The sequence below is a fragment of the Streptomyces sp. NPDC088810 genome (assembly GCF_044750305.1).
Taxonomy (GTDB): domain Bacteria; phylum Actinomycetota; class Actinomycetes; order Streptomycetales; family Streptomycetaceae; genus Streptomyces.
The window spans coordinates 313267-337185 of sequence record NZ_JBIVJQ010000001.1 but is presented as its reverse complement, the minus strand read 5'-3'; the positions used below and the strand labels follow the sequence as shown (position 1 = coordinate 337185).

Below are 23919 nucleotides of genomic sequence, written 5' to 3'. Positions count from 1 at the left end.
GGTACGGTCCTTTTCAGCATGCGGGGATTCGAGGGTCCGTACCGCGTAACGAGCGGAAAACGCCTTCATTGCACAATTCCCCCGAGTGCCGTAATAGTCAGCTCGTGGCACGGGCGAGGCCGCGGCTGCCGCCTGCCGACCGGTGCATCAAGCGCGCAGGCTGCGGGCGGGCAGGTAGACGTGCGCGGCGGCGTTCGTCGTCTCGGGGGCTCCCGCGAACGCGGCCAGCTCCGCGCCCGCGACCGGCCGGCGGGGCCCGGTCGTGGGGCAGACGCGCGTGGTCAACATGAAATAGGCGTAACCGAGTTTCCCGACCGCCTCCAGCCACTCCGCCGGGGGCGTGACCTGAGTGGTGACGTTCGGCATCTGCAGGACGATCTGGCCGGCGACGACCAGCATGCTGACCTTCAGGCTCGGCCGGGTGGTGCCGTCGACGGGATTGCCGCCCACCGGCAGGCGCATGTCGTCGAGAAGCCGCGCCACGGCGGCGGACGCGCCCTCCGGGCCACCCGGTCCGTCGCCCAGGGAGCAGGCGAGCAGGCAGGGGGTCCTGCCGTCACCCTCCTCGTTCCTGGCCATCCAGGCGAGCAGGGCGAGCGTACCGAGATCGGCGCTACGGAAAGGGCGGGTTTCGCCGGATACTGAGGTCACCGCGCGACCATATCGACGGACCGCGGTGTGCCCTGGCGGCTTCTCACCCTTCCGGAGCAGCGTCCGGGCGCCGCTCCACACGAACGAGGGACCTGGTCCCGTTCATACGCCGAGGGCCGGTTCCGCGTGGCTGCGGAACCGGCCCGGAGGGGGCGAACGGCGTCAGCGCTTCAGGGGCAGGCCACCGAGCAGCGGCCGATGGTTGAGGGACGTGGTGGCGGCCTTGAGGTCGCTCAGCACGGAGTCCTTGTTCTCGGTGTTGAGCGCGTCCGACTGGTGCTGCAGCGGCATCAGGTCCTTCACCGTGGGCGGCTTGTCCGCGAGGTGGGCGAGCGCGCCGTTGACGCTCATGGGCGGCAGGTGGTGGGCGTCGTAGGCGAACGCGGGTGCGGCGGCGCCGGCAAGGGCCACGGAACCGGCGACTACGGCGGCGGCCTTCAGGGACTTCATCGTGTTCCTCTCTTCGGCAACTCATGTCACCCAGGGATTTCTGACGCCGTGCCTAACGATGTCCGACCGGGCCGGAAACTCCGCATCGAGAAGACATATGAAATTGCCGTGCATCCACCGGGATCCACACGCCCCGGCTGGTCGCCCGCCGGCTCACTCCGCGGGGAGGGTGGGCAGCGAGGGCAGGGAGTCGATGCTGGGAGCGGGCATGTCCTTGCCGAGGAGGGTCACCCCCAGCAGGTCGACCAGGCCGGACACGACGTCGGTGGCGGACGACAGGAGCTGGTCGAGCTGTCCGGTGACCGCCTTCACCAGATTGTCGACCGCGGTCTCCAGGGCGGAGAGCGCGTCATCGGCGAGGTCACGGGACGAGGGCGGGCTGACGATGTCCGCGTGCCGCATGGCAGCCCGCGCGGTGAGGGCCGCCGGGACGGCGGGGACCGCGGAAACAGCGGGGGCGGACGGGGACGCGGGCGTGGTCGGGCTCGCGGGTCTGGCGGGGGACGCCGGAGCGGTCGGCGTGGCGGGGGTGGTGGGGGTGGCGGGATTCGCGGGCTTCACCGGGGAAGTCGCCGGTGCCGTGGGCGTGTTGGCTGCACTGGGTGACGCGGGCCGGGCGGAGGCGGTCGGAGACGAGGGAGCCGTCGCCGTCGCAGGCTTCGCGGACGCCGTCGAAGTCGCGGGCGCCGAAGGAGCGGCAGGTCGGGCGGTGGCCGCCGGAGAAGCGGGTGCCGTGGGCGTCGCCGCAGCCGTGGGCTTCGCCGATGCCGCAGGGGTCGCGGATGCCGTCGGTGTCGCCTGAGCCGCGGGCTTGGACGGCGTCGTGGGAGTGGCCGCCGTGGGCGTCACCACAGCCGCAGGCTGCACGGACGCTGCCGACTGAGTGGGCGCCGGCGACTGGGAGTGGGCCGTCGGGCGCGGAGTCGTCGCCTGGGCCGGAGCCGTCGGGGCGGCCGGCCTGGGGCCGGTGGCGGCCTTGAGGATGGCCTGCTTCGCCGCCTCCCCCAGCCGTCTGGCCTCGTCGGCGGGGAGCTTGCCCTTCTCCAGCGACTGGTTGAGCAGTTCGACGACCGGATCGAGGACGGAACCGGCGGTGCCGAGGGCCCGGACCTGCGCGAGCAGTTTCTCCTTCTCCGCTGCCGGGACAGGCGCGCGGGAGGTGGCACGGTCGTGTTCCCGGACCGCGTCGGTGGCGACCGCGACCGGGCCGGTGATGCCGACGAGAACGGATGCGCACAGGACGGTGGACGCGAGACGCCGGGCAGGCAGATCACGCATGGGCGTTCCTTTCGGTGAACAGTGGGACCTGTGCCCACCGTCAGTTCACCGATCGCCCGGCGCAACCGCTCGCATACGGTGCGTGATCCGTTCGGAGGAGTGCAAACCGGCCGCCCGCCCCGCACATCGTCGCGGGGCGGGCGGCCGGCCGAAGGGTTGCGTCCCGACGTCAGTCGTTGGCGCAGGCGTTGCCGAACGCGGGGTTCAGCAGAGCGATGACGTTGACGGTGTTGCCGCACAGGTTGATCGGGATGTGGATCGGGACCTGGATGACGTTGCCCGACGCCACGCCCGGCGACTCGGCGGCGGCGGCGCCCGCACCGGCGTCGGCGGAGGCCACGCCGGCGCCGCCGGCGACGGCCGCGACGGCGGCGGAGGTCAGTACCAGGCCCTTCGCGATACGCGACATGGAGAGGTGCTCCTTGGGGTCGACACAAACATCCGAGCGGATGCCCGGCGCAGTGTCAACGCGCGGCGCCGCCGGGGGTTGTGCCGCCGATGGGGTGACAGGGGGCCGGGACGCCTTCACCTTTCCAACACACTTGCCGACTTTGTCCGTATTAGTCGGTATATCGACTAGAGTTGCGGATCTCTCCAGTACGTGCGAAAGGGCACCGCCGGTCATGCGCAAGTTCCTCGGTCCGCTGCTGCGTACAACGGCGGGCGCCCTCGCCTCCACCACCCTGGCCGTCCTCCCGGCCCTCGCCGCCCCGGCTGCGGCCGGGACCGGCACGCCGCCCTCCCCCGAGGACACGACGGACCCGGTCTTCGCTCCGCGCCACCACGCCGTGCAGCACGGCGGCTTCGTCCGCGCGGCCAACGCCTCCATCAGCTGCCGCGCGCCGGAGGCGCCCGCTTGCCCGGCGGTACGGGCGGGACGGACCGCGGTGAACGGCGACTTCGACATGTTCTACGTCGACGTCGACAACGACCCCCACACCTACAACTCCTCCCGGGCCGAGGTCCGCCTCCCCGAGGGCGGCCGGGTGACCTACGCCCGGCTGTACTGGGGTGGCAATCTGCGCGTAGGCGAGCAGAAGCCGCCGCGCGACAACGGGCGGGTGCTGATCGCCGCACCGGGTGGCACGTACAAGGAGGTTCTCGCCGACACGGTCGAGGGCCACCGGGTGGCAGGCGGCGCGGACGCCTTCCAGGCCTCGGCCGACGTCACCCGGCTGGTACGGCAGAGCGGTTCGGGGCTGTACACCGTCGCGCAGGTCAACACCGCCACGGGCAGGTCGGCGGTCGGGGCGTGGGGCGGCTGGACCCTGGTGGTGGCGTACGAGAACCCCGCGGAGCCGCTGCGCGAGCTGGCCCTCTGGGACGGTTTCGAGGCACTGGACACCCCCGTCGACGTCCGGCTCACCGGGATGCGCGTACCGGCGGGGGCGGGCGGACGCGTCGGTCTGGTGGCGTACGACGGTGACCGTGGCAGCGTGGGCGAGACGCTCACGCTCTCCGTCGGCCCCCGGCGTACGCCCGTCGCACTGCGCGACTCCGCCAATCCTCCGGACGACGTACTCAACTCCACGATCAGCGAACCGGGTGACGTACCCGCCCGACGGGTTCCGGCCTACGCCAACACGCTCGGCTACGACTCGGACGTGTTCGATCTCGGCCGGGCTCTGCGGCGCGGTGGTGACCAGCCGGGCTTCCGGCTCGTTTCCCACGCGGACGCGGCATGGGCCGGTGCGCTCTTCGCCGCCGTGGACGCCCGAAAGTAAAAGGCGCGTGCACGACCGCAGTCCCGAGCGCCCCCGTGAGCGAGGTAACCCGCGAATGCATCAGTCAGCACCCGACCTTCGGCCCCGGGTCCTGCACCTCGCGCAGCCCGTCGACGGCGGCGTCGCCCGGGTCGTGCTCGACCTGGCACGGGCTCAGCTCGCTGCGGGCCTGAGGGTCACGGCGGCCTGCCCCGGCGGCGCACTGGCCGCCGGCCTGCGGGAACTCGGCGCCGACGTCCGGTATTGGCGTGCCGGCCGGTCCCCGGGGCCCGGTCTGCCGGGCGAGGTACGGCGGCTCGTACGCCTGATCGACGAGGTACGCCCCGAACTGGTGCACGCACACAGCGCCAAGGCGGGCCTGGCCGCGCGGCTCGCCGTGCGCGGACGCGTCCCGACCGTGTTCCAACCGCACGCCTGGTCCTTCGAGGCCGTCGACGGCCTCACCGCGACACTCGCCCTGAACTGGGAACGGTGGGGGGCGCGCTGGGCCGACCGGGTGGTGTGCGTCAGCGAGGCGGAGCGTGCGACCGGACTGCGCGCCGGGGTGCGCGCGGCGTACACGGTCATCCCCAACGGCATCGACACGGCCCGCTTCTCCCCGGCCACGCCCATCGGCACCGCACCCGGCGACGAGCACCGCCCCCTCGTCGTGTGCGTGGGCCGCCTCTGCCGCCAGAAGGGTCAAGACGTACTGCTGCGGGCCTGGGAGGAGGTCCTCGGCGTGCTGCCACGGGCGAGACTCGTGCTTGTCGGTGACGGCCCCGACCGCGAGGCCTTACGGCGACAGGCACCCGCCTCCGTGCACTTCACCGGCGCCGTCGCCGACCCCGTGCCCTGGTACCGGGCCGCCGACCTGGTGGCGCTGCCCTCGCGCTGGGAGGGCATGGCGCTCGCCCCGCTGGAGGCACTGGGCTGCGGGACACCCGTCGTGCTCACCGACGTCGACGGCGCCCGGGAAAGCCTGCCGCCCGCACTCGCCGCGCACTGCCTGGTGCCGCCGGAGGATCCCGTGGCACTGGCCGGAGCGGTCACCGGGCTGCTGGCCGATCCGCCGCTGCGCGCGGCGCTCGGCGACCAGGGCCGTCGGCACGTCCTGTCCACGCACGACGTGCGGCTCACCGCCGAACGGTTCGCGGCCCTCTACTGCGCCCTTCTCGGCACCGCCGGCACGGGCCGCGGCGACCCGGCGGCGACCAGCGGAACAGCCCAGCTCGTACCCTCCGAGTGCAGGGAGTCCATCCACTCGTGACTGCGGAAAGCACCGTCCCCTCCCCCGGCGCGCAGCCATGGGACCACGGATTCGCGCCCGTCTCCGTCCTGCCGGCCCGCGCGGCAGGCGGCTTCCGGTTCCCGCTGCGGCGCCCGCCCGCGCGGCCCGCCTCGCCGCTGCCCCTGCTCGCCGCCGACCTGTTCGCCGCCCTGGTGGGCGGGGTCGCGCTGGACGAGGCCACCCGCCGGCCGCTGCCGGTCGCCGTGCTGGTGTCCGGCGCGTTGCTGCTGCGCCCGCACTCCGCACGGCCGGTGCCCGGCGTGCTCGACGAACTGCCCGCGGTGTGCGGGCGGATCGCCGTGGTCTGGCTGGGCCTGGCCGCGCTGCTCGCCACGTACGACCCGGGGCACGTCCTGACCGCCTCCACCCTGCTGCTGGGCTGCGCGCTGCACGCGGCGGCGGCCGGTGCGGGCCGGGGCGCGGTGCACTGGCGGCGCCGGGTCGCCCTGCGCCGCCACCCGCGTCCCGCCCTGGTGATCGGGCCCGCGGGGACCGCGCGGCGGGTGGCCGCCGCGCTGCTCCGGCAACCGGGCTGCGGAGTGCGCCCGGTGGGCGTGGTCGCGGAGCACCCGGACGGCGCCGACGGGCTGCCGGTGCTCACCACCGGCGAGGAGGTGGAGCGGGCGCTCATCCAGAACGGGGTGCGGGTCGCCCTCACCGTCCACCCGGCCGTGCGCACCGAGAAGGGGCCACTGCTGCGGGCCCTGGCCGAGTCCGGCTGCGCGCTGTGGGAGGTGGACGCGGACAGCCCGGCGTACGAGATGCGCGACCAGCTCGCCGGGTTCGCCGTGCGCCGCCTGGACCTGGGCGCGCGGCGGCGGACGAGCGTGGCCAAGCGGCTGCTGGACCTCGCGGTGTCCGGGACGCTGCTGCTGCTGGTCAGCCCGGTGCTGCTGGTGTGCGCGGCGGTCTTGCGGCTCACCGACGGGCCCGGGGTGGTGTTCCGGCAGGAGCGCATCGGCAAGGACGGCCGGCCCTTCACCCTGCTGAAGTTCCGCACCCACCGTCCGACCGACGAGCACGAGGCCGCCACCCGGTGGAGCGTGGCCGGTGAGCGGAAGATGAGCCCCTTCTGCCGGTTCCTGCGGCAGACCTCTCTGGACGAGCTGCTCCAGCTGTGGAACGTCGTGCGGGGCGACATGAGCCTGGTCGGTCCGCGACCCGAACGGCCCTACTTCGTCGCACAGTTCAGCCAGACCTACCCGGGCTACGCGGCACGCCACCGGGTGCAGACCGGGATCACCGGGCTCGCCCAGATCAACGGGCTGCGCGGCGACACCTCGATCGAGGACCGGGCCCGCTTCGACAACGCCTACATCGACAACTGGTCGCTGTGGCAGGACGTCTGCATCCTGCTGCGCACGGCCGCCGCGCTCGTACGATCCACGGGGAGCTGACGGATGGCCCTCACCCCGCCGTTCCACCGGCCCGCACGACCGTCCCCGGTGCTGCCGGTGGTGGCCGTGGTCGCGCTGCTCGCGCTGCCGGTCGCCCCCGCCGACGAGGGCGGTGCGGGTACCGCCGACGTGCTGTCCGCACTGGTCGTCGTCTTCTGCTCGGTACTGTTGCTGCGCGCGCGCCGCCGCCCGCTCACCCCCACCGCCGCGCTGGTCCTCGGGCTGCCGGTGGCCGGTCTCGCGCTGGCCGCTGCGCACGCGGTCTCGCCGGGCGCCGGGATCGCCGGGCTCGGCCGTTACCTCCAGGTCTTCGTCCTCGTTCCGGCCGCCGTCGTGCTCCTCGTCCGCGGCCGGGCCGACTTCCGGCTGCTGGCCTGGTCGCTGGTGGCCCTCGCGGGGTGGCAGGGGGCGGTCGGCGTGCACCAGTACGTCACCGGCACCGGTGCCTCCTACCAGGGCCAGGACATCCGCGCGGTCGGCACCTTCGGGGCGACGGACGTGATGGGCATGGCGACGGTGGTGTCCTTCGGGCTGGTGTGCGCGGTGGGCCTGGCGCTCGGCCGGTCCAGGGGGCGGGAGCGGGTACTCGCCGTCTGCTGCGCGCTCGCCCTTGCGGTTCCGCTCGCCCTGTCCTTCAGCCGGGGCGCCTGGATCGCGACCGCGGTCACCGCTACCGCCCAGCTGGTCCTGGCCGGGCCGCGCCGGGCGCTCAAGGCGGGGGCGGCCGTGGTAGCCGCGGGTGTGGTGCTGGTGGGCGGGTTCGGGGTGGGTACGACGATGCTCCAGGAGCGGCTCGACAGCATCACCCAGGTCACCGACGCGCCCGACCAGTCGGTCACCGACCGGTACACGATGTGGGCCGCGGCCACCGACATGTGGCGCGACCGCCCGCTGACCGGCGTCGGCCTGAAGGGCTTCCCCGAGCACCGCGACGGGCACGCCTCGCTCGCGCTGTCCTCGGGCAGCGACATCGCGGGCGCGGGTGCCGCCTACCACCGGCAGCCGCTGCTCTCACCGCACAACATGTACCTGCTGGTCCTCGGCGAACAGGGCCTGACCGGACTGGTCTGCCTCGCGGGCTCCTGGCTCGCCCTGCTGGTGTGCGCGCTGCGCGGCCTGTGGCGGACCCGCGCGGCCGGCGGCCGGGGCCTGGACTGCGCGCTGGTCGCCTGCGGCCTGCTGGTCTGGCAGCTGGTGGACTTCGCATACGCCGACATCGGCGGCCCGACGACCGTCCTGATGGCGGTGTGCTTCGGCCTGGTCGCCTGGTGGGCGCTGGTCGGCGCCGACCGGGCAGTTCCCGGTGACAGCATCGCCGTACCCGCCCCGCGGAACAGGGTGACGGGGGAGGCGGCCCTGCGATGACGGTCACCCATCCAAGCCGCAGACGACAGCTGACACCCCACCAGACGTGCCCGCTGCCCCGCCGAAACCGAAGGCCGACGAGATGACACGCCCCAGAACCGGTGGCGCACCGGGGCCGCAGCCGGGTACGGCTTGCGGGCCGGCGGTGGACGCGAGGCCCCAGCTCGGTACGGCACACCGGCCGGCGGTGGACGCGAGGCCCGAGACCGGCGGGATCGCTCTGCCGGTGGCCCGGTCGGCCGAACCACCCATGGAGAGACCCGCCACCACTGCAGCGGGCCAGGCCCGCCCCCCGGCACACCCCGCCCCCACCGAGACGCCCCTCGCCCCGACCCCCATGCCACCGCTCCTCGACCCCACCCCCGCACCCACCCCACCACCCCCCGGCCCTGCTCCGGTCCGGCCGCCTCTCACCCACGCCCCCACCTCACCGCACCTCACTCCCATCCCGGCCCTCGAACCGCCGGCCCTCGAACCGCCGGCCCCCGAACCCGCCCCGCCCACCCAGCGCTTCCTCGCTCACGCCACCCTCGTCACCGCCTCCCTCTCCATCGCGGCGGCGCTGCTCGGGCTGGTGCGGGACCAGTCACTGGCCCGGCTGTTCGGGGCCGGGCGGGACACGGACGCCTTCCTGGTCGCCTGGACCGTGCCGGAGTTCGCGGCCACGCTGCTCATCGAGGACGGGCTGGCCTTCGCGCTGATCCCGGCGTTCAGCATGGCCCTGGCCCGCCGCGCGCGGGGTGCCCCGGGCGATCCGGTGCGGTCGCTGGTGGCCGGCACCCTGCCCCGGCTGGCCCTGGGGTTCACGGCGGTCGGGGCGCTGCTCGGGCTGGGCGCGCCACAGTTCGTCGCGGCGCTCGCACCAGGCCTGCCCGACCCGGACCTCGCCGTGGACTGCACCCGGCTCACGGCGACCTGTGTGCTGAGCTTCGGCCTCGCCGGGTACGCCAGCGCGGCCCTCAGGGCGCACCGCCGCTTCCTGGCACCGGCGGCGATCTACGTGGCGTACAACGTCGGCATCATCACGGCGATGTACGCGCTCGGCGGCCGGTGGGGCGTGCGGTCGGCCGCGATCGGGGTGGCGGCGGGCGGCTGCCTGATGGTGGTGGTCCAGCTTCCGTCCTTGGTACGGCAGTTGCGCCGCCGCCGGATCAGCGGGACGGAGGCCAGAGCCGCCGCCCGGGCGCAGCCGTTGGACGTGCCACTCCTGGCCACCGTGCTGCTGTTCGCGCTGTGCCGGCAGTCACAGGTGCTGATCGAGCGGTTCCTCGCCTCGGAGCTGCCGGCCGGGGCCATCTCGCACCTGAACTACGCCCAGAAGGTCGCGCAGATCCCGATGACGCTGTCGATGATGCTGTGCACGGTCACCTTCCCGGTGGTGGCGCGGGCGCTGGCCGACGGCGAGACCGAGCGGGCCCGCAACCGGGTGGAGCAGGACCTGGCGCTGGCCGGCTGCCTGGTGATGCTCGGTACGGCCGCGGTCGTGGCCTGCGCCCCGCAGCTGATCGGGCTGCTCTTCCAGCGGGGCGCGTTCACGGCGCAGGACACCGCGGCGACCGCCGGTGTGATGCGGGTCTACGCACTCGGCCTGCTCGGCCAGACGTTGACCGGCGTCCTGGTCCGCTCCTACTTCTCGGCGGGCCGCGCCACCTGGTACCCGGTGGCCGCGATGACAGCGGGCATCGTCGCGACCTCCTGGATCGGCGCCTGGACGCTCGGTTCCTGGGGGGTCACCGGGATCGCGACCGCCAACGCCTCCGGCATCACCCTCACCGCGGCCCTGCTCCTCGCCGGGATGCGACGCCGCAGTGTGCCCATCCGGACCGGGCCGGTGCTGCACGAGCTGAGCCGGCCGCTGCGGGCGGCGGCGGTGGCCACCGTGGCCGGCGGGTTCGTGGCCGGCGTGCCGTCGGCTCCGCTCGCCGGGCTCGCCGCCGGGGGCGCCACGGTGACCGTCGTGTTCGTTCTCCTCGGCTGGGCCTTGGGCGCCCAGGGCTTCGCACCCGCACTCCGTTCCGTACGCTCCCTCACCCGAAAGCTCGCCCATGCCGTCCTCCGTTGAGTCCCCGGCCCTCACCCGGCGCCTCACCCCGGGCCCGGTCCCGTGGATCGCCATGTACCACTCGGTCGGCGACTGCTCCGACGACCCGTACCACGTCACGGTCACCCCGGACCGGCTGGAGCGGCAGCTGCGCTGGCTGCGCCGGCGTGGGCTGCGCGGGGTGTCGGTCACCGAGCTGCTCGCCGCCCGGGCCCGGGGCGAGGGGCGGGACCTGGTGGCGCTCACCTTCGACGACGGGTACGCCGACTTTCTCGACCACGCCCTGCCGCTGCTGGACGACGGGGGGTGCACGGCCACGCTGTTCGTGCTGCCCGGCCGGCTCGGCGGCGACAACGCCTGGGACCCCCTCGGCCCGCGCAAACCGCTGCTGACGGGCGACGGCATCCGCCGGGCCGCCGCCGCGGGCATGGAGATCGGCTCGCACGGCCTCACCCATGTCGACCTCACCCAGGCCGACGACCGCCTGCTGAAGGCCGAGATCGCCGAGAGCCGGGTGGCGCTGGAGGAGCTGACCGGCGCTCCCGTCACCGGTTTCTGCTATCCGTACGGCACGGTCGACCGGCGTGCCATGGAGGCCGTGCAGGAAGCCGGTTACGCCTACGCCTGCGCGATCGACCCCGGTGAGCTGACCGGCCCGTACGTCCTGCCCCGCGTGTACATCGGGCAGAACGACACCGCCGCACGCCTGTTCGTGAAGTACCGGCTGCACCGGCTGCGCCGGCGGCCCGTCGAGGGGCTGCGGTGAAGGCCCTGCACATCATCACCGGGCTCGGCGTGGGCGGTGCCGAGCAGCAACTGCGGCTGCTGTTGCGGCACCTGCCGGTCGCGTGCGAGGTGGTGACGCTGACCAACCCCGGGCCGGTGGCCGACGGGCTGGCGGCCGACGGGGTGCGGGTGACCCACCTCGGGATGGCCGGGAACCGCGATCTGGCCGCGCTGCCCCGGCTGGTCCGGCACATCCGGCGCGGCCGGTACGACCTCGTGCACACCCATCTGTACCGGGCCTGCCTGTACGGCCGGCTCGCCGCCCGGCTGGCCGGGGTCCGCGCGGTCGTGGCCACCGAACACTCCCTCGGCGACTCGCAGATGGAGGGCCGGCCGCTCACCGCGGGGGTCCGCGCCCTGTATCTGCTGGGCGAGCGGCTGGGACGGTCCACCGTCGCCGTCTCCCCCACGGTCGCCGCCCGGCTCGCCCGCTGGGGGGTGCCCGAGCCGCGCATCGCGGTCGTGCCCAACGGCATCGACCTGGCGCGGTTCGCCTTCGACGCGGACGCCCGCCGGCACACCCGCGCCCGGCTCGGGCTGCCTGCCGACGCGTTCGTCGTCGGCGGCATCGGGCGGCTCGCCCCCGGCAAACGTTTCGACGTCCTGATCCACGCCCTCGCCCGCCTCCCCGCCGACTGCCGGCTGCTGCTGGTCGGCGGCGGTCCGCAGGAGCCCGCACTGCGGCGGGCCGCGCGGGAGGCGGGGGTCACCGACCGGGTGCTGTTCGCCGGGGAGCGGCCGTACCTGCCCGACGGCTCGTCCGGGCCCGACCTGCCCGCGCTGGCCTCGGCGATGGACGTGCTGGCCTCGCCCTCCCCCGAGGAAGCGTTCGGCCTCGCGGTCGTGGAGGCGCTGGCGGCCGGGCTGCCGGTGCGCTACACCTCCTGCCCCGCCCTCGAGGACCTGCCGCCCGGGGCCGCCCGGGACGCGGTGCGCGTCCCGTGCGACGCCGGCGCCTACGCCCGCGCGCTCGCCGAGGTCCGCGCCGCCGGGCCCGGCCCGCGCACCGCCTCCGAGGCGGCCCGCCACTACTGCATCACCCGCAGCGCCGCCCGGCTCATGGACGTCTACACGGCGGCGTTCACCCGCACGGTCCCCCCGTCCCCATCCCCCGAGGGAGTCAGCCCTTCATGACCGAGAACCACGAACCGCACCGCCGAACCTCCCCTCTCCGTGCGCTCCCGCCCTGGTCGCTGGTGGCGGCCGGTGTCCTGGCGGGCGGGCTGCTGGGCGGCGGGTACGGCGTGCTGAAGTCGCCGGAGTACACGGCGACCAGCTATGTCGTCGCCGTCCCCGGCGAGCGGACCGACACCGCCACCGCGCTCGGCTTCGCACAGGCCTACGGCCGGGTCGCCACCCAGGTGGCGGTACTCGGCGACGCCCAGATGTGGGCCAGGGTTCCGGTGCGCACCCTGCGCGACAGTGTGCGCACCGCGACCTCGCCGGACGCCCCCATGATCGCCGTCTCCGCCACCTCCGTCCGCCCGGAGCAGGCCGCCGACATGGCCAACGCGGTCGCCCGCGCGCTCATCCGCCACGCCGACACCGCCAAGGCCGACACCCACGTCGGGCTCCTGCAGTTCTCCCGTGCGGTGAAGCCGAGCGCGCCCACCTCGCCGTCCGCCGCGGTGACCGGACTGGTCGGCGCGAGCGCGGGCGGGCTGCTCGGTGCCCTCGCGCTGCTGGTGCGGCCGAGGCGGCGTGTGGAGGAGGAGAGCGCGCGGTCGGCCTCCGTGCCCGGTCCGGCCGTCGCGGCCGACGCGAACAGCCAGCTGTGATCCCCACGTACCCGGCGGGCACCGCGCGTCCCGCCCGCGCCACGGGACTGATCAGCGAACTCGTCACCGACGAGGAGAGGTTCGCCGCGCTCGCCCCCGCCTGGGGGCGGCTCTTCGCGCGATGCGCCACCGCGACGCCGTTCCAGAGCCACGCCTGGCTGCACTCGTGGTGGCTGTCGTACGGCCTGCCCGGGCGGCTTCGGCTGCTGGTGGTACACGCCGGGCGGGAACTGGTGGCCGCCGCGCCGCTGATGCTGGTGCGGCGTCCGCTCCCCGCGCTGGTGCCGCTCGGCGGGACGGTCTCCGACTACGCCGACGTGCTGCTGGACGACGGCGACAACGGGCGGGCGGCCGGCGCGCTCACCGAGGCGCTCACGGACGCGGCCGGCACGGCGCTCATCGACTTCCGCGAGGTACGCCCGGGCGGCGCGGTGGAGCAGGTCTACGACCGCTGGCGCGGGCCCCGCCGCACGGTGAGCGACTCGTTGTGCCTCGAACTGCCCGCCGTACCCATGGACGAGCTGATCGCCCGGCTGTCGTCGGGCAAGTCCGGCCAGCGGGTGCGGGCGAAGCTGCGCAGGCTGTCCGCGCTGGGTGTCCAGCGGCGGGCGGTGGGCCCGGAGGAGGTGGACACGGCGATCGGCCGGCTGCTGGAACTGCACCGGCTGCAATGGCAGGACCGGAAGGTGACCGGTGAACATCTGCGGCCCCGGTTCCGCGAGCATCTGGTACGCGCGGTGGGCCCGATGGTGCGCTCGGGGAACGCGGTGGTCACCGAGTTCCGGATCGGCGACGAGGTGGTGGCCGTCGACCTGACCCTCGTCTCGGGCAGCCTGGCGGGCGGCTACCTCTACGGCGCGCATCCGGACCTGCGGCAGCGGAAGGTGGACGTGGCGGTGATGCTGCTGGACGCCTGCACCGAGCACACCGGCGGCGGCGCGCCCCGCACGCTGAGCCTGCTGCGCGGCGACGAGCCGTACAAGCGGCACTGGCGGCCCGAACGGGTCGTCAACCGACGGCTGCTCATGGCCCGGCGACGCACCGCCCCGCTGCTGACGGCCGCGCTGTGCGACGCGACCGCCCGGGAGCGGGGCAGGGAGGTGCTTCTCCGGTGGCGGGAGCGGGGCCAGGGCTAGCGGCTCCGCGACCACCAGTCGAAGCGGATGCAGAGCTTCCCGCCGAGCCAGTACTCGACCCAGTCGCCCAGGTCCAGCGGCGAGCAGCCGGCCGGGGGCTTCACGGTGGGCGTCGGCGTGGGTGTGGGTGTCGGCGTGGGCGTGGGCGTCGTGGCCGGCTGCTCGGTGCGACCGTACAGGGCGGTCCGGTAGATCCGCGCCGCACGGGGGTTGGCCGAGCACTGCCACACGCCGTGCGGGCAGTAGTCGGTCAGCGTGTTGTACAGCGGTTTGTGCTCGTCGATCCAGGCGAGCATACGCCGCATGTACTCGGTGTTGTCACCGTTGCGGAAGAGTCCCCATTCCGGGTAGGAAATGGGTTTGCCGTGCGATGTGGCGAAATCCACGTGGTGCTGGAGGCCGAAAGGTTCCTTCACCTGCTCGTCGAACGACAGTCCGCTCGGCTGGTCGTAGGTATCCATGCCGATGATGTCGACCGTGGCGTCCCCGGGATAGCACTCGGTCCACGGCACCGCGTCCCGGCCGCGGCTCGGCGTGAAGTCGAACCGGAATCTCTGGCCCGGCACGGAGCGCATGGTGGCCACGATCCTGTTCCAGTACGTCTTCCAGGCCTGAGGATCCGGTCCGCAGCGGTGGGTGTAGGTGGTGCCGTTCATCTCCCAGCCGAGCACGAGCACCGTGTCCGGCACCTTCAGCTCCACCAACCGCTCGGCCAGGGCCCTGAAGTGATGGTCGAACGCGCCGGCCGCGGCCTGTCGCAGCAGCCACCGCACCTGGCTGTCCGGGACGTTCTCCTCGTTGCGCTCCTGCATCGGCACGTTCAGGACGAGCGTCCGGTCCGCCTTCTGGCGCCGCCAGCGCGCCCACACGTCCAGGAAGCCGGGCGGGCCCTCGATGTCGCGCCAGCGCCCGCCGGGCAGATAGGTGTGGGCGACCTTCAGTTCGGTCCCGCCGAGCCACTGGCTCATCTCGGCCATGCGCGCGACTCCGAGGGCGCCGGAGTCGAGAAACGCACCGAAGGGCGGAAGGGTGCGGTGGGACGAGGGAGGTGCCGGGGTCTGCGACGGCGTGGCGGGCAGCGGTACCGGCGGGACGGCGGTGGCCGACTGGACCGCCGAAGTCGTCGGGGCGGGTGTGGTCGAAGGGACCGCCGGGGCTTGCGGAACCGTGGGAGTGGCCGGGGCGGTCGGGGTCGTCACGGTCGTCGGGACCGGAGCGGGCGGAGCGGCGGCCCGAGCCGCCCCCGGGCCCACGGTGAGGCCGGGGCCGACCGCCAGGGTGACCGACGCGACGGCTGCCGCCGCGATGACGGCCGGCCGCCCGGACCGGGCCTTGTGCTGTTGCGGAGCCATGCCCGCTCCCTTCGCCCACTCGCCATTCGCTGTCCAGCCGTTTCCGGTTACCGACACTCAGTCATGTAAATATGAATGGCGCCACTGCGGATACTGCATTCGCAGCCTCCTGGCCCTCGCACGGGCGAATGCGACACGGGCGGGACGTCGTGGCGGAGAAGTACACGGCGCTGTACACGGCGCTGTGCACGCGGCGGACGACCGGACGGCTTGTCCCCACGGCCTGACGATGTCGAGAAGGCGAGCGGTTAAGCAGCGGGCACGGCGGGACGCCGGCCACGCAGAGCCGGGTGTGACGGGTGCTGGAGAGGCGGTCGCGACGGGGTGCCGGGCGCTTGGTCCGGCACCCGGCGCGCTAACGGCGTCTGGCGGACCGGCCTCGCCGGTACAGGACCGCCCCGACCGCGATCAGCACGGCGCTGGCGGCCGAGGTCGCCATCATGGTCCGGCTGTCCCCACCGGTGTGCGGGAGCATGGGCGGCTGCTCGGGGCGCTCCCCGCCACCGCTGGGCGGCGGCGTGTGACCGGTCCCCGGAGGCGTGGTCTCGCCACCGCCGATCGGGGGTGTGGTGTGCCCGCCGCCGGGGGGCGTGCTGTGGTCGCCGCCCGGCGGGGTGGTCTCCTCACCGCCGTAGGGAGGACGGGTCGTCTCCTCGCCGCCATAGGGAGGACGGGTCGTCTCCTCGCCACCGTAGGGAGGCGGAGTGGTCTCCTCGCCGCCATAGAGAGGCAGCGTGGTGTCGTCGCTCTTCGCAGGGGGCGCGGAGTGGTCGGTGTCCGGCCCGAGTTGGTCGCCGTGACCACCGGAGACCGCGGGACCGCCGTACCCGGGGTCCTTCGAACCGCCGTTGCCGGAATCGGTCGGGCCGCCGCTCGGGGAGGCCGAGGAGTCGCCGTAGCCGACTCGGGGCTCGCTGTCGTCGTGCCCCTGCGCGCCGGGGGAGGCGGCAGTGCCCGGGACGTTCGCAGGGGTCTCGACGACGCTCTCGGACCGCACACCGGGGGAAGACTGCGCGGCACCCTGCGCTTGGGAGTCGGCGAGCGCGGAGCCGCCGTACAAGGACAGCACACCGGTCACGGCCGCGGCCACAACCATGCCCTTGCTGAGAGTCTGTCGCATGCTCGTGGTCTTTCCTGCTCGGAGAAGTGGAAAAGCCGGCCCCGGAACGACGACACCGAAGTTCGACGGTCCGGGGCCGGCCAGGTTCAGCCGGGGGCTGGTGCGTTGTGCGCGTCCTCAGTCACTTGCCGACGTTGCCGTTGACGCAGACGTTGCCGAACGCCGGGTTCAGCAGGGCGATGATGTTCACCGTGTTCCCGCACACGTTGATCGGCACGTGGATGGGGACCTGGATGACATTGCCGGACAGCACACCGGGAGAACCGACGGCAGCGCCCTCGGCACCGGCGTCGGCGAAGGCGGGTCCGGCCATGCCGAGGGCCAGGATGGCGCCCGTAACGACAGCAACGGTCTTCTTCATGGGTGTTCCCTTCTCTGGGGTCATGCCCCAATGACGGCCAGAACCGTGTGAGCACGACGTGAACAGTCGCGGCACGGAACGAGGGATAGACGCATTGGGAAGCCGCAGAACGCGGAAAGCGCGACAATCACTCGATCGCACCCCTTCCTCACGCGTTTTTCCTCGCCCGCGTCCGCGGAAATGCCCGGGCGGCCCGCAGACGATGCAGCGGACGACCCGGGCCGACAGATCGGCTCAGCTTTCGCCGTTGGCCGAAAGGACCGACACGTCCTCCAGGATGTGGGAGAGCGCGCCGTCACGCTTGGCGTTCGTGGAGTTGTCGGAGCACTGCTGCTGCACGTGGTCCGAGAGAACCGGGATGTCCTGGATAGTGCCGCCGATGGCCGCGTCGACGGCGACGTCGACGTCCTGAACACCGAGGCACGGCTTGTTGAGCGAGCCCTGCACCAGGGAGAGCTGCGGGCTCATGTTGCCCTTCGTCGCCGAGTTGCCGAACGACGATACGGCACCGTTTCCATTCGCGATGGTCGGTCCGTCGTCGTTGCCGATGGCAAGCGCCTGCGGCGCGGCCGCCACCGCCATTCCCACGACAGAAGCGGCGGTCGCAGCGGCGACCATTGCCTTCTTGAGCACTTCGCGTTCCTTTCCTCGTAGCGACGCATGCCCTACGGCCTCATCAACCAGGCGCATGAGGAATGGTTCCGCCCATTCACTCGGTTGGGCCCCAAGCGGCCCAGAGGTGACGAATAGCGCCCATCGGAAAAACACACCACCAGTCCAGCGCATCGGCCGACAGGGTGAACGGCAGAAACCAAGAAGAGGCCGCGGAGTTGACCAGAGCGCTCCGGTGGACGGGGTTTCTCAGAAAGGACTGGCCAGTGATCAAGAAGATTGTTGCCACTGCGGCCGTCGCTGCTTCGGCCATGGGCGCCTCCGCTGCCGCGGCACCGCAGGCGCTGGCGATCGGGAACGACAGCGGGCCGACCGTCGCGAACGGCAACGCGGGATGGCAGACCTATGGCAACTCGGCCACCTACGGCTACATGAGCCCGCAGATCGCCCTGATCCAGGGGTCTTTCAACAAGCCGTGCATCGCGGTGAACGACCTTCCGGCCTCCGTCGACGCGGCCATCGGTGGCGCGCTCCAGGATGTTCCGATCCTGTCCGACCACATGCAGCAGCAGTGCACCGAGAACTCGTCCAACGTCAAGCGCGACGGTGCGCTGGCACACGTGTTGGAGGACGTGTCGATCCTGTCCCAGAACGGCGAGAACTGACCCAGCGATCGAAGCGGGTCGCCGAGTGGTCCGGCGGCCCGCTTCGGCGTGTCAGCAGTGGTACAGCGCCTCGATCTGCTCCGCGTAGGCGGCCGTCACCGCGTGCCGCCGGACCTTCAGCGAGGGGGTCAGCAGCCCGTTCTCCTCGGTGAACTCCCCCTCGACCAGCGCGAACGCGCGGATCGACTCGGCACGGGAGACGGCCTCGTGGGCGTAGTCGACGGCCTTCTGCACCTCGGCGCGCAGCCGCTCCTGGCGGACCAGCTCGGCCGGCGGGGTGTCCGGCGGCAGCTTCCGTACCGACAGCCAGTGGGCGACCGCCTCCGGGTCGAGGGTGATCAGGGCGGCGACGAAGGGCCTGTTGTCGCCGACGACCAGGCACTGGCCGACGGGCGAGCGGCTGCGCAGCCGGTCCTCCAGGACGGCCGGCGAGACGTTCTTGCCGCCGGAGGTGACGAGGATGTCCTTCTTCCGGCCGGTGATGGTGAGATAGCCGTCGTCGTCTGCGCCGCCGGGCCCGTTTCAGGTCCCTGCGTACGCCCATGACGGCTCCCGGTGGGGGTGCGGACAGCGGCCCTTACCGTGAGTCAACTTACTCGGAAGTAAGAAAGGTCAATGGGGTGCGGGGGGACGGGATCAGGGACTAGGAGACGACGTCCTTGCGGGCGAAGCCCCGGAAGGCCAGGGCGAACAGCACCAAGGAGTAGGTGAGGGAGATCGCCGCGCCCTGGATCATGCCGGACCACTCGGGGCGGGGCTGGACGGCGTCGGCCCAGGCGAACTGCCAGTGCGCGGGCAGGAAGTCGCGCCAGTGGCCGAGGGCGGTGACGGCGTCCAGGACGTTGCCGACGATGGTCAGCCCGACGGCGCCGCCGACCGCGCCGAGCGGGGCGTCCGTCTTGGTCGACAGCCAGAACGCCAGAGCCGCGGTGACCAGCTGGGACACGAAGATGTACGCCACGGCCACCAGGAGCCGCTGGGCCGCCGTACCGGTGTCCAGCGCGCCGCCGGTGGGGATCTCCAGCGGACCCCAGCCGTAGGCGGCCGTGCCGACGATGAGCGCCACCAGCGGCAGCAGCACCATCGCGGCGAGGCTCATCCCGAGCGCCACGACGAGCTTGGACCACAGCAGCCGGGCCCGGGGCACCGGCGCGGCCAGCAGATAGCGCAGCGAGGACCAGCTCGCCTCCGAGGCGACCGTGTCCCCGCAGAACAGGGCGACCGGGATCACCAGCAGGAAGCCCGCCGAGACGAACAGGTTCACGGCGGCGAAGTTGGCGCCGGAGGCGGTGGCCGTGTCCATCAGCGTGATCTGGCTGTTCCGGCCGCCCGGGTCGCCGCCGATCGCGAAGGCGATCAGCAGCACGAACGGCAGCACGGCCAGGATCGCGCCCATGACCAGGGTGCGGCGCCGCTTGAGCTGGCGGACCAGCTCGACCCCCAGCGGCAGGGTGCGCCCCGCCTGATAACCGGAGGCGACCTCGGTGAGCGTGCTCATGCGGAACCTCCGATCAGGGTGAGGAAGGCGTCTTCCAGGCGGCGGTGCGGGCCGACCGAGGCAACCGGCACCTCCAGCCGCACCAGCTCCACGACCAGCCGTTCGGCCGTGCCGCCGGGTGCGAGCCGGACCAGCAGTCCGTCGTCGGTGCGCACCGCGGAGGCGACGCCGGGCAGCGCGCCCACCTTCTCGGCCACCGGTTCCTCCACGGGTAGGGCGGTGCCGACGAGCAGGGTGTCGCCGGAGCCGACGATCTCCCGGACCGGGCCGGCCTGCACCAGCCGGCCGCGGTCCATCACGACCAGGTGGGTGCAGGACTGCTCCACCTCGGCCAGCAGATGGCTGGAGACGATCACCGTACGGCCGTCGGCCGCGTAGCGGATCATCACCTCGCGCATCTCGCGGATCTGGGGCGGGTCCAGGCCGTTGGTGGGCTCGTCCAGGATGAGCAGATCGGGCAGGCCGAGCATGGCCTGGGCGATGGCCAGGCGCTGGCGCATGCCCTGGGAGTACGTGCGCACCGCGCGGGCGAGCGCGTCGCCGAGCCCGGCGATCTCCAGGGCCTCGTCCAGGTGGGCGTCCTCGGGCGGGCGGCCGGTGGCCCGCCAGTACAGCTCCAGGTTCTCCCGGCCGGACAGGTGCGGCAGGAAACCCGCGCCCTCCACGAAGGCGCCGACCCGGGAGAGCACCGACGCGCCCGGCCGGACCGCGTGGCCGAAGACGCGAATCTCGCCCTCGTCCGGCCGGATCAGGCCCATCAGCATGCGCAGGGTGGTGGTCTTGCCCGCGCCGTTCGGGCCGAGCAGTCCGAGGACCTGGCCCTTCTCCACCCGGAAGGAGAGGTCCCGGACGGCGTACCGGTCGGTGGCACCGGCGTACCGCTTGCTCAAGCCCTCGATCACCAGCGGGACCTCGGCCAGCTCCGGGTCGGGTGCCGGGGCGGCCGTGCGGCGGCGGGCGGTGAGCAGCAGGGCGAGGGCGGCGACCGCGCCGGCCGCGGGCAGCCACCAGACCCAGGCGGGCAGGGGCGCGGCGGCGGTGCTGACGGCGGGGGCGGTCGGCACGCTCAGGTCTCCCTTCAGGGAGACGGTGTAGGTGGCGGGGGCGGCCGGCGAGGCGTAGCCCAGGTCGGTGGAGGCCAGGACCAGGCGGAGCCGGTGGCCCTTCTGCACCTCGTGGTCGATCGCCGGGAGGGTGACGGTGACGTCCTTGCCCGCCTTGGCGCCGGTCACCCGGAAGGGCGCGACGAGCTGGGCGGGCAGCACCTGCCGGGTGCCGTCGGGGCCGACGTCGTAGACCTTGCCGAACAGGACGGCGTCGTCGCGGGTGGAGGCGATGTGCACGGTGGCGGTCGGGGCGCCGGTGATCTGCAGGTCGCGGGTGAGCGGCGCCGAGTCGAACTTCGCGTACTGGCCGGGGAAGTCCAGGGAGACGCCGACGCCGAGCGCGGACAGCTGGGAGAGGCCGCCGGAGCCGCCGAGGCCGGGCAGGGCCGAGACACCGGGCGGGGTGGCGCCGGCCGGGTTGGCGATGTGCTGGGTGCCGCCGGTGAGCGGGATGGCCCGCGGGTGGTCGTGCAGGCCCGGATAGGCGGCGGCGCTCGCGCCGCGCAGCTGGGCGGTGCCGTCGGTGGAGTCGATGCCTCCGGTGCGGGTGATCCGGAAGGCGGGGCCGGTGTCGGTGGCCTTGTCGCCCTTGAGGTACCGGTCGAACCAGGCCCGCACACGCGCCTCGACCCGGCTGGTCTCCATGTCGCCGCCGTCGTGTCCGCCGGCGATCCAGTCGACGTCAACGGGGGCGCCGTTCGCACGGATGGCCTTCGCGGCCGCGTCGGCCTGGCCGAGGGGGAACAGGGAGTCCGTCTGCCCCTGCACCAGCAGGGTGGGCACCTTGATGCGGTCGCCGACGGCGGACGGCGAGCGCTCCTCCAGCAGCTTCCGGGCGGCCGGGTCCGGGATGCCGGACTCCGCGACCCGTTCGTACATCCGGCACAGCGCGGGCTTGAAGCGGGCGCAGCCGCCGCCGGTGTTGACGAAGACGCCGGCCCACAGCTTCTTGAACACGCCGTTCGGGAACAGGGCGTCCGCGAGGTTCCAGTAGGTGATGGCCGGGGCGATGGCGTCGACCCGGTGGTCGTACCCGGCGGTGAGCAGGGAGATCGCGCCGCCGTAGGAGCCGCCGGCCATGCCCACGCGCGGGTCGCCGGGTTTGTCGAGCTGGACCTCGGGCCGCTTCGCCAGCCAGTCGATGAGCCGGGAGACGTCGGCGACCTCGCCCTTCGGGTCGTTCAGGCCGATCTTCCCGGTGGACCTGCCGAAGCCGCGCGCGGACCAGGTCAGCACCGCGTACCCGTCCCGGGCGAGGTCCTCGGCCTGCCGGCGCATGTCCTGCTTGCTGCCGCCGAAGCCGTGCGCCAGCAGGACGGCGGGGTGGCGGCCGCCGTCGGCCGGGGTGACGTACGAGGTGTCCAGGCGCACCCCGTCGACCGCCATGACCTGGTCGCTGACGCGCACGGTCCGCGTGTCCTCGGAGGCGAGGGCCGCCGTCCACGTGCCGGCACCGGCGAGCACCACGACGGCGGCCGCGGCGGCGGTGAGCCGACGGGGCCGCCGAAGGCTCCGCAGGGCGGGCAGTCGAAGATCCATGCGTCAACGGTACGGGGCGGGGCTGACAACCGCGGCAGACCTCGGGGTGAAGGGGCGCCCCTTCTCCGGGAGTACGGGGCCGCCCCGTCGTACCGCGGTCGTGGTACGCGGCTCCCCCCGCCCCTGTGCGGCCCCTTGCGGGGCGCACGGGTCAGACCTGCGCGTCCTCCGGGATCGACACCAGCCAGTGGGTCTCCTTGCGCGGGCGCAGGTACAGGGCCCAGTACAGGGTGGCCGCGGCGGTGATACCGCCCGTCCACAGGAGATACGTGGTCTCCTGCTGGGTCAGGATGTAGGCCAGGACGGCGATGAGCAGGACCGGCATGGCGGGCCAGAGCGGCATGCGCCAGGCGGGGGTGTGGTGGTGGGAGCCGCGGCGCCCGAGCAGGGCGGCGATCGCCACCAGCAGGTACATGCCGGTCACCGAGACGCCGGTGACGCCGTACAAGGTGTCCAGGTTGACGAAACAGAGGAGCGCGCCGGGGACGCCGACCGCGAGGGTGGCGACCCAGGGGGAGCCGAAGCGGCCGAGCTTGGAGAAGACGGTGTTGACCGGGCCGGGCCAGGCCTTGTCGCGGGCGGAGGCGAACAGGACGCGGGAGTTCTGGATGACCATGACGATGCCCGCGTTGATGATCGCGAGGGCCACGCAGAGGCTGACGAAGGTGCCGACCGCGGAGTTGGACCAGGCGGTGACCATGGAGCTGATGTCGCCGCCGGTCAGTTCCTCCAGGTCGGAGGCGCCCATGGTGATCGCGGCGACCGGCACCAGGATGACCACGGTGGAGATCGCGAGGGTGGCGAGGACCGTGCGGGCGACGTTGCGGCGCGGGTTCTCCAGTTCCTCGGAGAGGTAGACGGCGGTGGAGAAGCCCTGGGTGACGAAGAGGGCGATGGCGAGGCCGGAGACCACCAGCATGGCCGTCACCGTGTCCGTGTGGCCGTGCGCGCCGGCCACCTGCATCGAGACCAGGCTGCCCGCCCCGCGGTGGCTGTGCGAGAAGCCCAGCAGGGCGACGACCCCGGCGGCGACGACCTCCAGGACCAGGAAGATGCCGGTGATCCAGGCGTTGGCGCGCAGGTCGAGCAGGCCGGCGAGGGTGGCCAGCAGCATCACTCCGGCGCCGGTCATGGACGGGTCGAGGTGGACGAGGGGGGCGAGGTAGTCCGCCGTGCCCATCGCGATCACCGGGGGCACGATCATCACGACCAGCAGGGAGAGCACGAAGACGAGCCAGCCCGCGAGCCGTCCGGCCATCGTGGAGACCATGGCGTACTCGCCGCCCGCGCTGGGGATGAGGGTGCCCAGCTCGGAGTAGCAGAACGCCACGGCGATACAGAGGAGGGAGCCGATGGCGATCGTCAGGGCGGTGGCGGTGCCGAGAGAGCCGAACAGATCGGGGACGACCACGAAGAGCGTGGAGGCGGGGGTGACGCAGGACAGCGTCAGCAGGGTTCCGCCGACGACACCGATGGAGCGCTTCAGCCCCGGCGCGGGGGCTGAAGAGGTGTCTGCCACGGACTTCTGGAGCGTGTCGGTCATACGGCGGTTCCGATCGACTCGTGCGACTGAGGGTGGGGGTCGGGAGCGCTATCGCCTCCGGCGGATCGTCGTACGTTCGTCTCGTCCGCTCCCGGCGCTGCATAGCGAACCCCGACGAAAACCGCTGCGTCAATGGCCGTTTACCTTCGGATTCCGCACTTCAAGAAACCGGTACGGCGCATCACTTTCCCAGGCTGTGATGCCCTGTAGGTGCAACCATCAAGCCCGAGCCGAATGTGACCTTGCT

General features: G+C 73.1%; 21 protein-coding genes and 1 pseudogene. 10 read left to right on the top strand and 12 right to left on the bottom strand.

Annotated features, from left to right (window positions below; translation table 11 throughout):
* Positions 1-147: 147 nt before the first annotated feature.
* The 4 genes from ACIP4Y_RS01525 to ACIP4Y_RS01510 form a co-directional block, all read right to left on the bottom strand.
* Positions 148-651: a DUF5949 family protein gene (locus tag ACIP4Y_RS01525; protein ID WP_358647820.1), complete on the bottom strand. Its 504-nt coding sequence runs from the start codon at positions 649-651 to the stop codon at positions 148-150.
* Positions 652-813: 162 nt separating this feature from the next.
* Positions 814-1101, bottom strand: coding sequence for a hypothetical protein (locus ACIP4Y_RS01520; RefSeq protein WP_358647818.1), 288 nt, complete (start codon positions 1099-1101; stop codon positions 814-816).
* 153 nt (positions 1102-1254) lie between these two features.
* Positions 1255-2379, bottom strand: coding sequence for a hypothetical protein (locus ACIP4Y_RS01515; RefSeq protein ID WP_401386315.1), 1125 nt, complete (start codon positions 2377-2379; stop codon positions 1255-1257).
* Between the two features lie 169 nt (positions 2380-2548).
* Positions 2549-2788 carry a chaplin gene (locus ACIP4Y_RS01510; RefSeq protein WP_401386312.1) on the bottom strand — a complete coding sequence of 80 codons (240 nt, stop codon included), beginning with the start codon at positions 2786-2788 and terminating at the stop codon, positions 2549-2551.
* A 214-nt stretch (positions 2789-3002) separates the two neighbouring features.
* Here ACIP4Y_RS01510 and ACIP4Y_RS01505 point away from each other — a divergent pair, with 214 nt between their 5' ends.
* The 9 genes from ACIP4Y_RS01505 to ACIP4Y_RS01465 all read left to right on the top strand — a co-directional run bounded on the left by ACIP4Y_RS01505 (position 3003) and on the right by ACIP4Y_RS01465 (position 13876).
* Positions 3003-4103, top strand: a complete 1101-nt coding sequence (locus ACIP4Y_RS01505) for a DUF3344 domain-containing protein (protein WP_401386310.1) — start codon at positions 3003-3005, stop codon at positions 4101-4103.
* 55 nt (positions 4104-4158) lie between these two features.
* A complete protein-coding gene (locus ACIP4Y_RS01500; RefSeq protein ID WP_401386307.1) occupies positions 4159-5352 on the top strand; it encodes a glycosyltransferase family 4 protein in 1194 nt (397 codons plus the stop codon).
* Positions 5349-6770, top strand: coding sequence for an exopolysaccharide biosynthesis polyprenyl glycosylphosphotransferase (locus tag ACIP4Y_RS01495; RefSeq protein WP_401386304.1), 1422 nt, complete (start codon positions 5349-5351; stop codon positions 6768-6770). Before ACIP4Y_RS01500 ends, ACIP4Y_RS01495 begins: the two co-directional genes overlap by 4 nt.
* A gap of 3 nt (positions 6771-6773) precedes the next feature.
* Positions 6774-8135, top strand: a complete 1362-nt coding sequence (locus tag ACIP4Y_RS01490) for an O-antigen ligase family protein (protein WP_401386301.1) — start codon at positions 6774-6776, stop codon at positions 8133-8135.
* A gap of 337 nt (positions 8136-8472) precedes the next feature.
* The gene (murJ, locus tag ACIP4Y_RS01485) at positions 8473-10197 is read left to right on the top strand and encodes a murein biosynthesis integral membrane protein MurJ (protein WP_401388607.1); all 1725 of its coding nucleotides are present in this window, start codon (positions 8473-8475) and stop codon (positions 10195-10197) included.
* The gene (locus ACIP4Y_RS01480) at positions 10181-10942 is read left to right on the top strand and encodes a polysaccharide deacetylase family protein (protein ID WP_401386298.1); all 762 of its coding nucleotides are present in this window, start codon (positions 10181-10183) and stop codon (positions 10940-10942) included. The genes murJ and ACIP4Y_RS01480 overlap by 17 nt, the downstream gene beginning before the upstream one ends.
* Positions 10939-12096, top strand: coding sequence for a glycosyltransferase (locus ACIP4Y_RS01475; protein ID WP_401386295.1), 1158 nt, complete (start codon positions 10939-10941; stop codon positions 12094-12096). The genes ACIP4Y_RS01480 and ACIP4Y_RS01475 overlap by 4 nt, the downstream gene beginning before the upstream one ends.
* A complete protein-coding gene (locus ACIP4Y_RS01470; protein ID WP_401386292.1) occupies positions 12093-12740 on the top strand; it encodes a lipopolysaccharide biosynthesis protein in 648 nt (215 codons plus the stop codon). The genes ACIP4Y_RS01475 and ACIP4Y_RS01470 overlap by 4 nt, the downstream gene beginning before the upstream one ends.
* Complete coding sequence (locus tag ACIP4Y_RS01465) at positions 12737-13876, top strand: GNAT family N-acetyltransferase (protein WP_401386289.1); 1140 nt, start codon at positions 12737-12739, stop codon at positions 13874-13876. The genes ACIP4Y_RS01470 and ACIP4Y_RS01465 overlap by 4 nt, the downstream gene beginning before the upstream one ends.
* Here the strand turns inward: ACIP4Y_RS01465 and ACIP4Y_RS01460 are convergent.
* The 4 genes from ACIP4Y_RS01460 to ACIP4Y_RS01445 all read right to left on the bottom strand — a co-directional run bounded on the left by ACIP4Y_RS01460 (position 13873) and on the right by ACIP4Y_RS01445 (position 17342).
* The gene (locus tag ACIP4Y_RS01460; RefSeq protein ID WP_401386286.1) at positions 13873-15228 is read right to left on the bottom strand and encodes a glycoside hydrolase family 26 protein; all 1356 of its coding nucleotides are present in this window, start codon (positions 15226-15228) and stop codon (positions 13873-13875) included. The two genes, ACIP4Y_RS01465 and ACIP4Y_RS01460, sit on opposite strands and share 4 nt — an antisense overlap.
* 355 nt (positions 15229-15583) lie before the next feature.
* Complete coding sequence (locus ACIP4Y_RS01455) at positions 15584-16348, bottom strand: chaplin family protein (protein WP_401386283.1); 765 nt, start codon at positions 16346-16348, stop codon at positions 15584-15586.
* Between the two features lie 121 nt (positions 16349-16469).
* Entirely contained in the window at positions 16470-16709 is a 240-nt protein-coding gene (locus ACIP4Y_RS01450) for a chaplin (RefSeq protein WP_358638468.1), read from the bottom strand.
* A 234-nt stretch (positions 16710-16943) separates the two neighbouring features.
* Complete coding sequence (locus ACIP4Y_RS01445) at positions 16944-17342, bottom strand: rodlin (protein ID WP_358638495.1); 399 nt, start codon at positions 17340-17342, stop codon at positions 16944-16946.
* A gap of 245 nt (positions 17343-17587) precedes the next feature.
* On the opposite strand from ACIP4Y_RS01445, the gene ACIP4Y_RS01440 reads away from it, so the two are divergent.
* Positions 17588-17986, top strand: coding sequence for a rodlin (locus ACIP4Y_RS01440; RefSeq protein ID WP_358638466.1), 399 nt, complete (start codon positions 17588-17590; stop codon positions 17984-17986).
* 51 nt (positions 17987-18037) lie between these two features.
* On the opposite strand, the pseudogene ACIP4Y_RS01435 reads toward ACIP4Y_RS01440, so the two are convergent.
* From ACIP4Y_RS01435 to ACIP4Y_RS01420, 4 genes and pseudogenes are all read right to left on the bottom strand, one after another.
* Positions 18038-18499, bottom strand: a pseudogene (locus ACIP4Y_RS01435) (long-chain fatty acid--CoA ligase); the annotation flags it as partial.
* Between the two features lie 130 nt (positions 18500-18629).
* Entirely contained in the window at positions 18630-19484 is an 855-nt protein-coding gene (locus ACIP4Y_RS01430) for an ABC transporter permease (protein ID WP_401386278.1), read from the bottom strand.
* On the bottom strand, positions 19481-22129 hold the full coding sequence (locus ACIP4Y_RS01425; protein ID WP_401386275.1) for a CocE/NonD family hydrolase: 2649 nt from the start codon (positions 22127-22129) through the stop codon (positions 19481-19483). Before ACIP4Y_RS01425 ends, ACIP4Y_RS01430 begins: the two co-directional genes overlap by 4 nt.
* Positions 22130-22280: 151 nt before the next feature.
* On the bottom strand, positions 22281-23672 hold the full coding sequence (locus tag ACIP4Y_RS01420) for an APC family permease (protein ID WP_358638460.1): 1392 nt from the start codon (positions 23670-23672) through the stop codon (positions 22281-22283).
* Between the last annotated feature and the right edge of the window lie 247 nt (positions 23673-23919).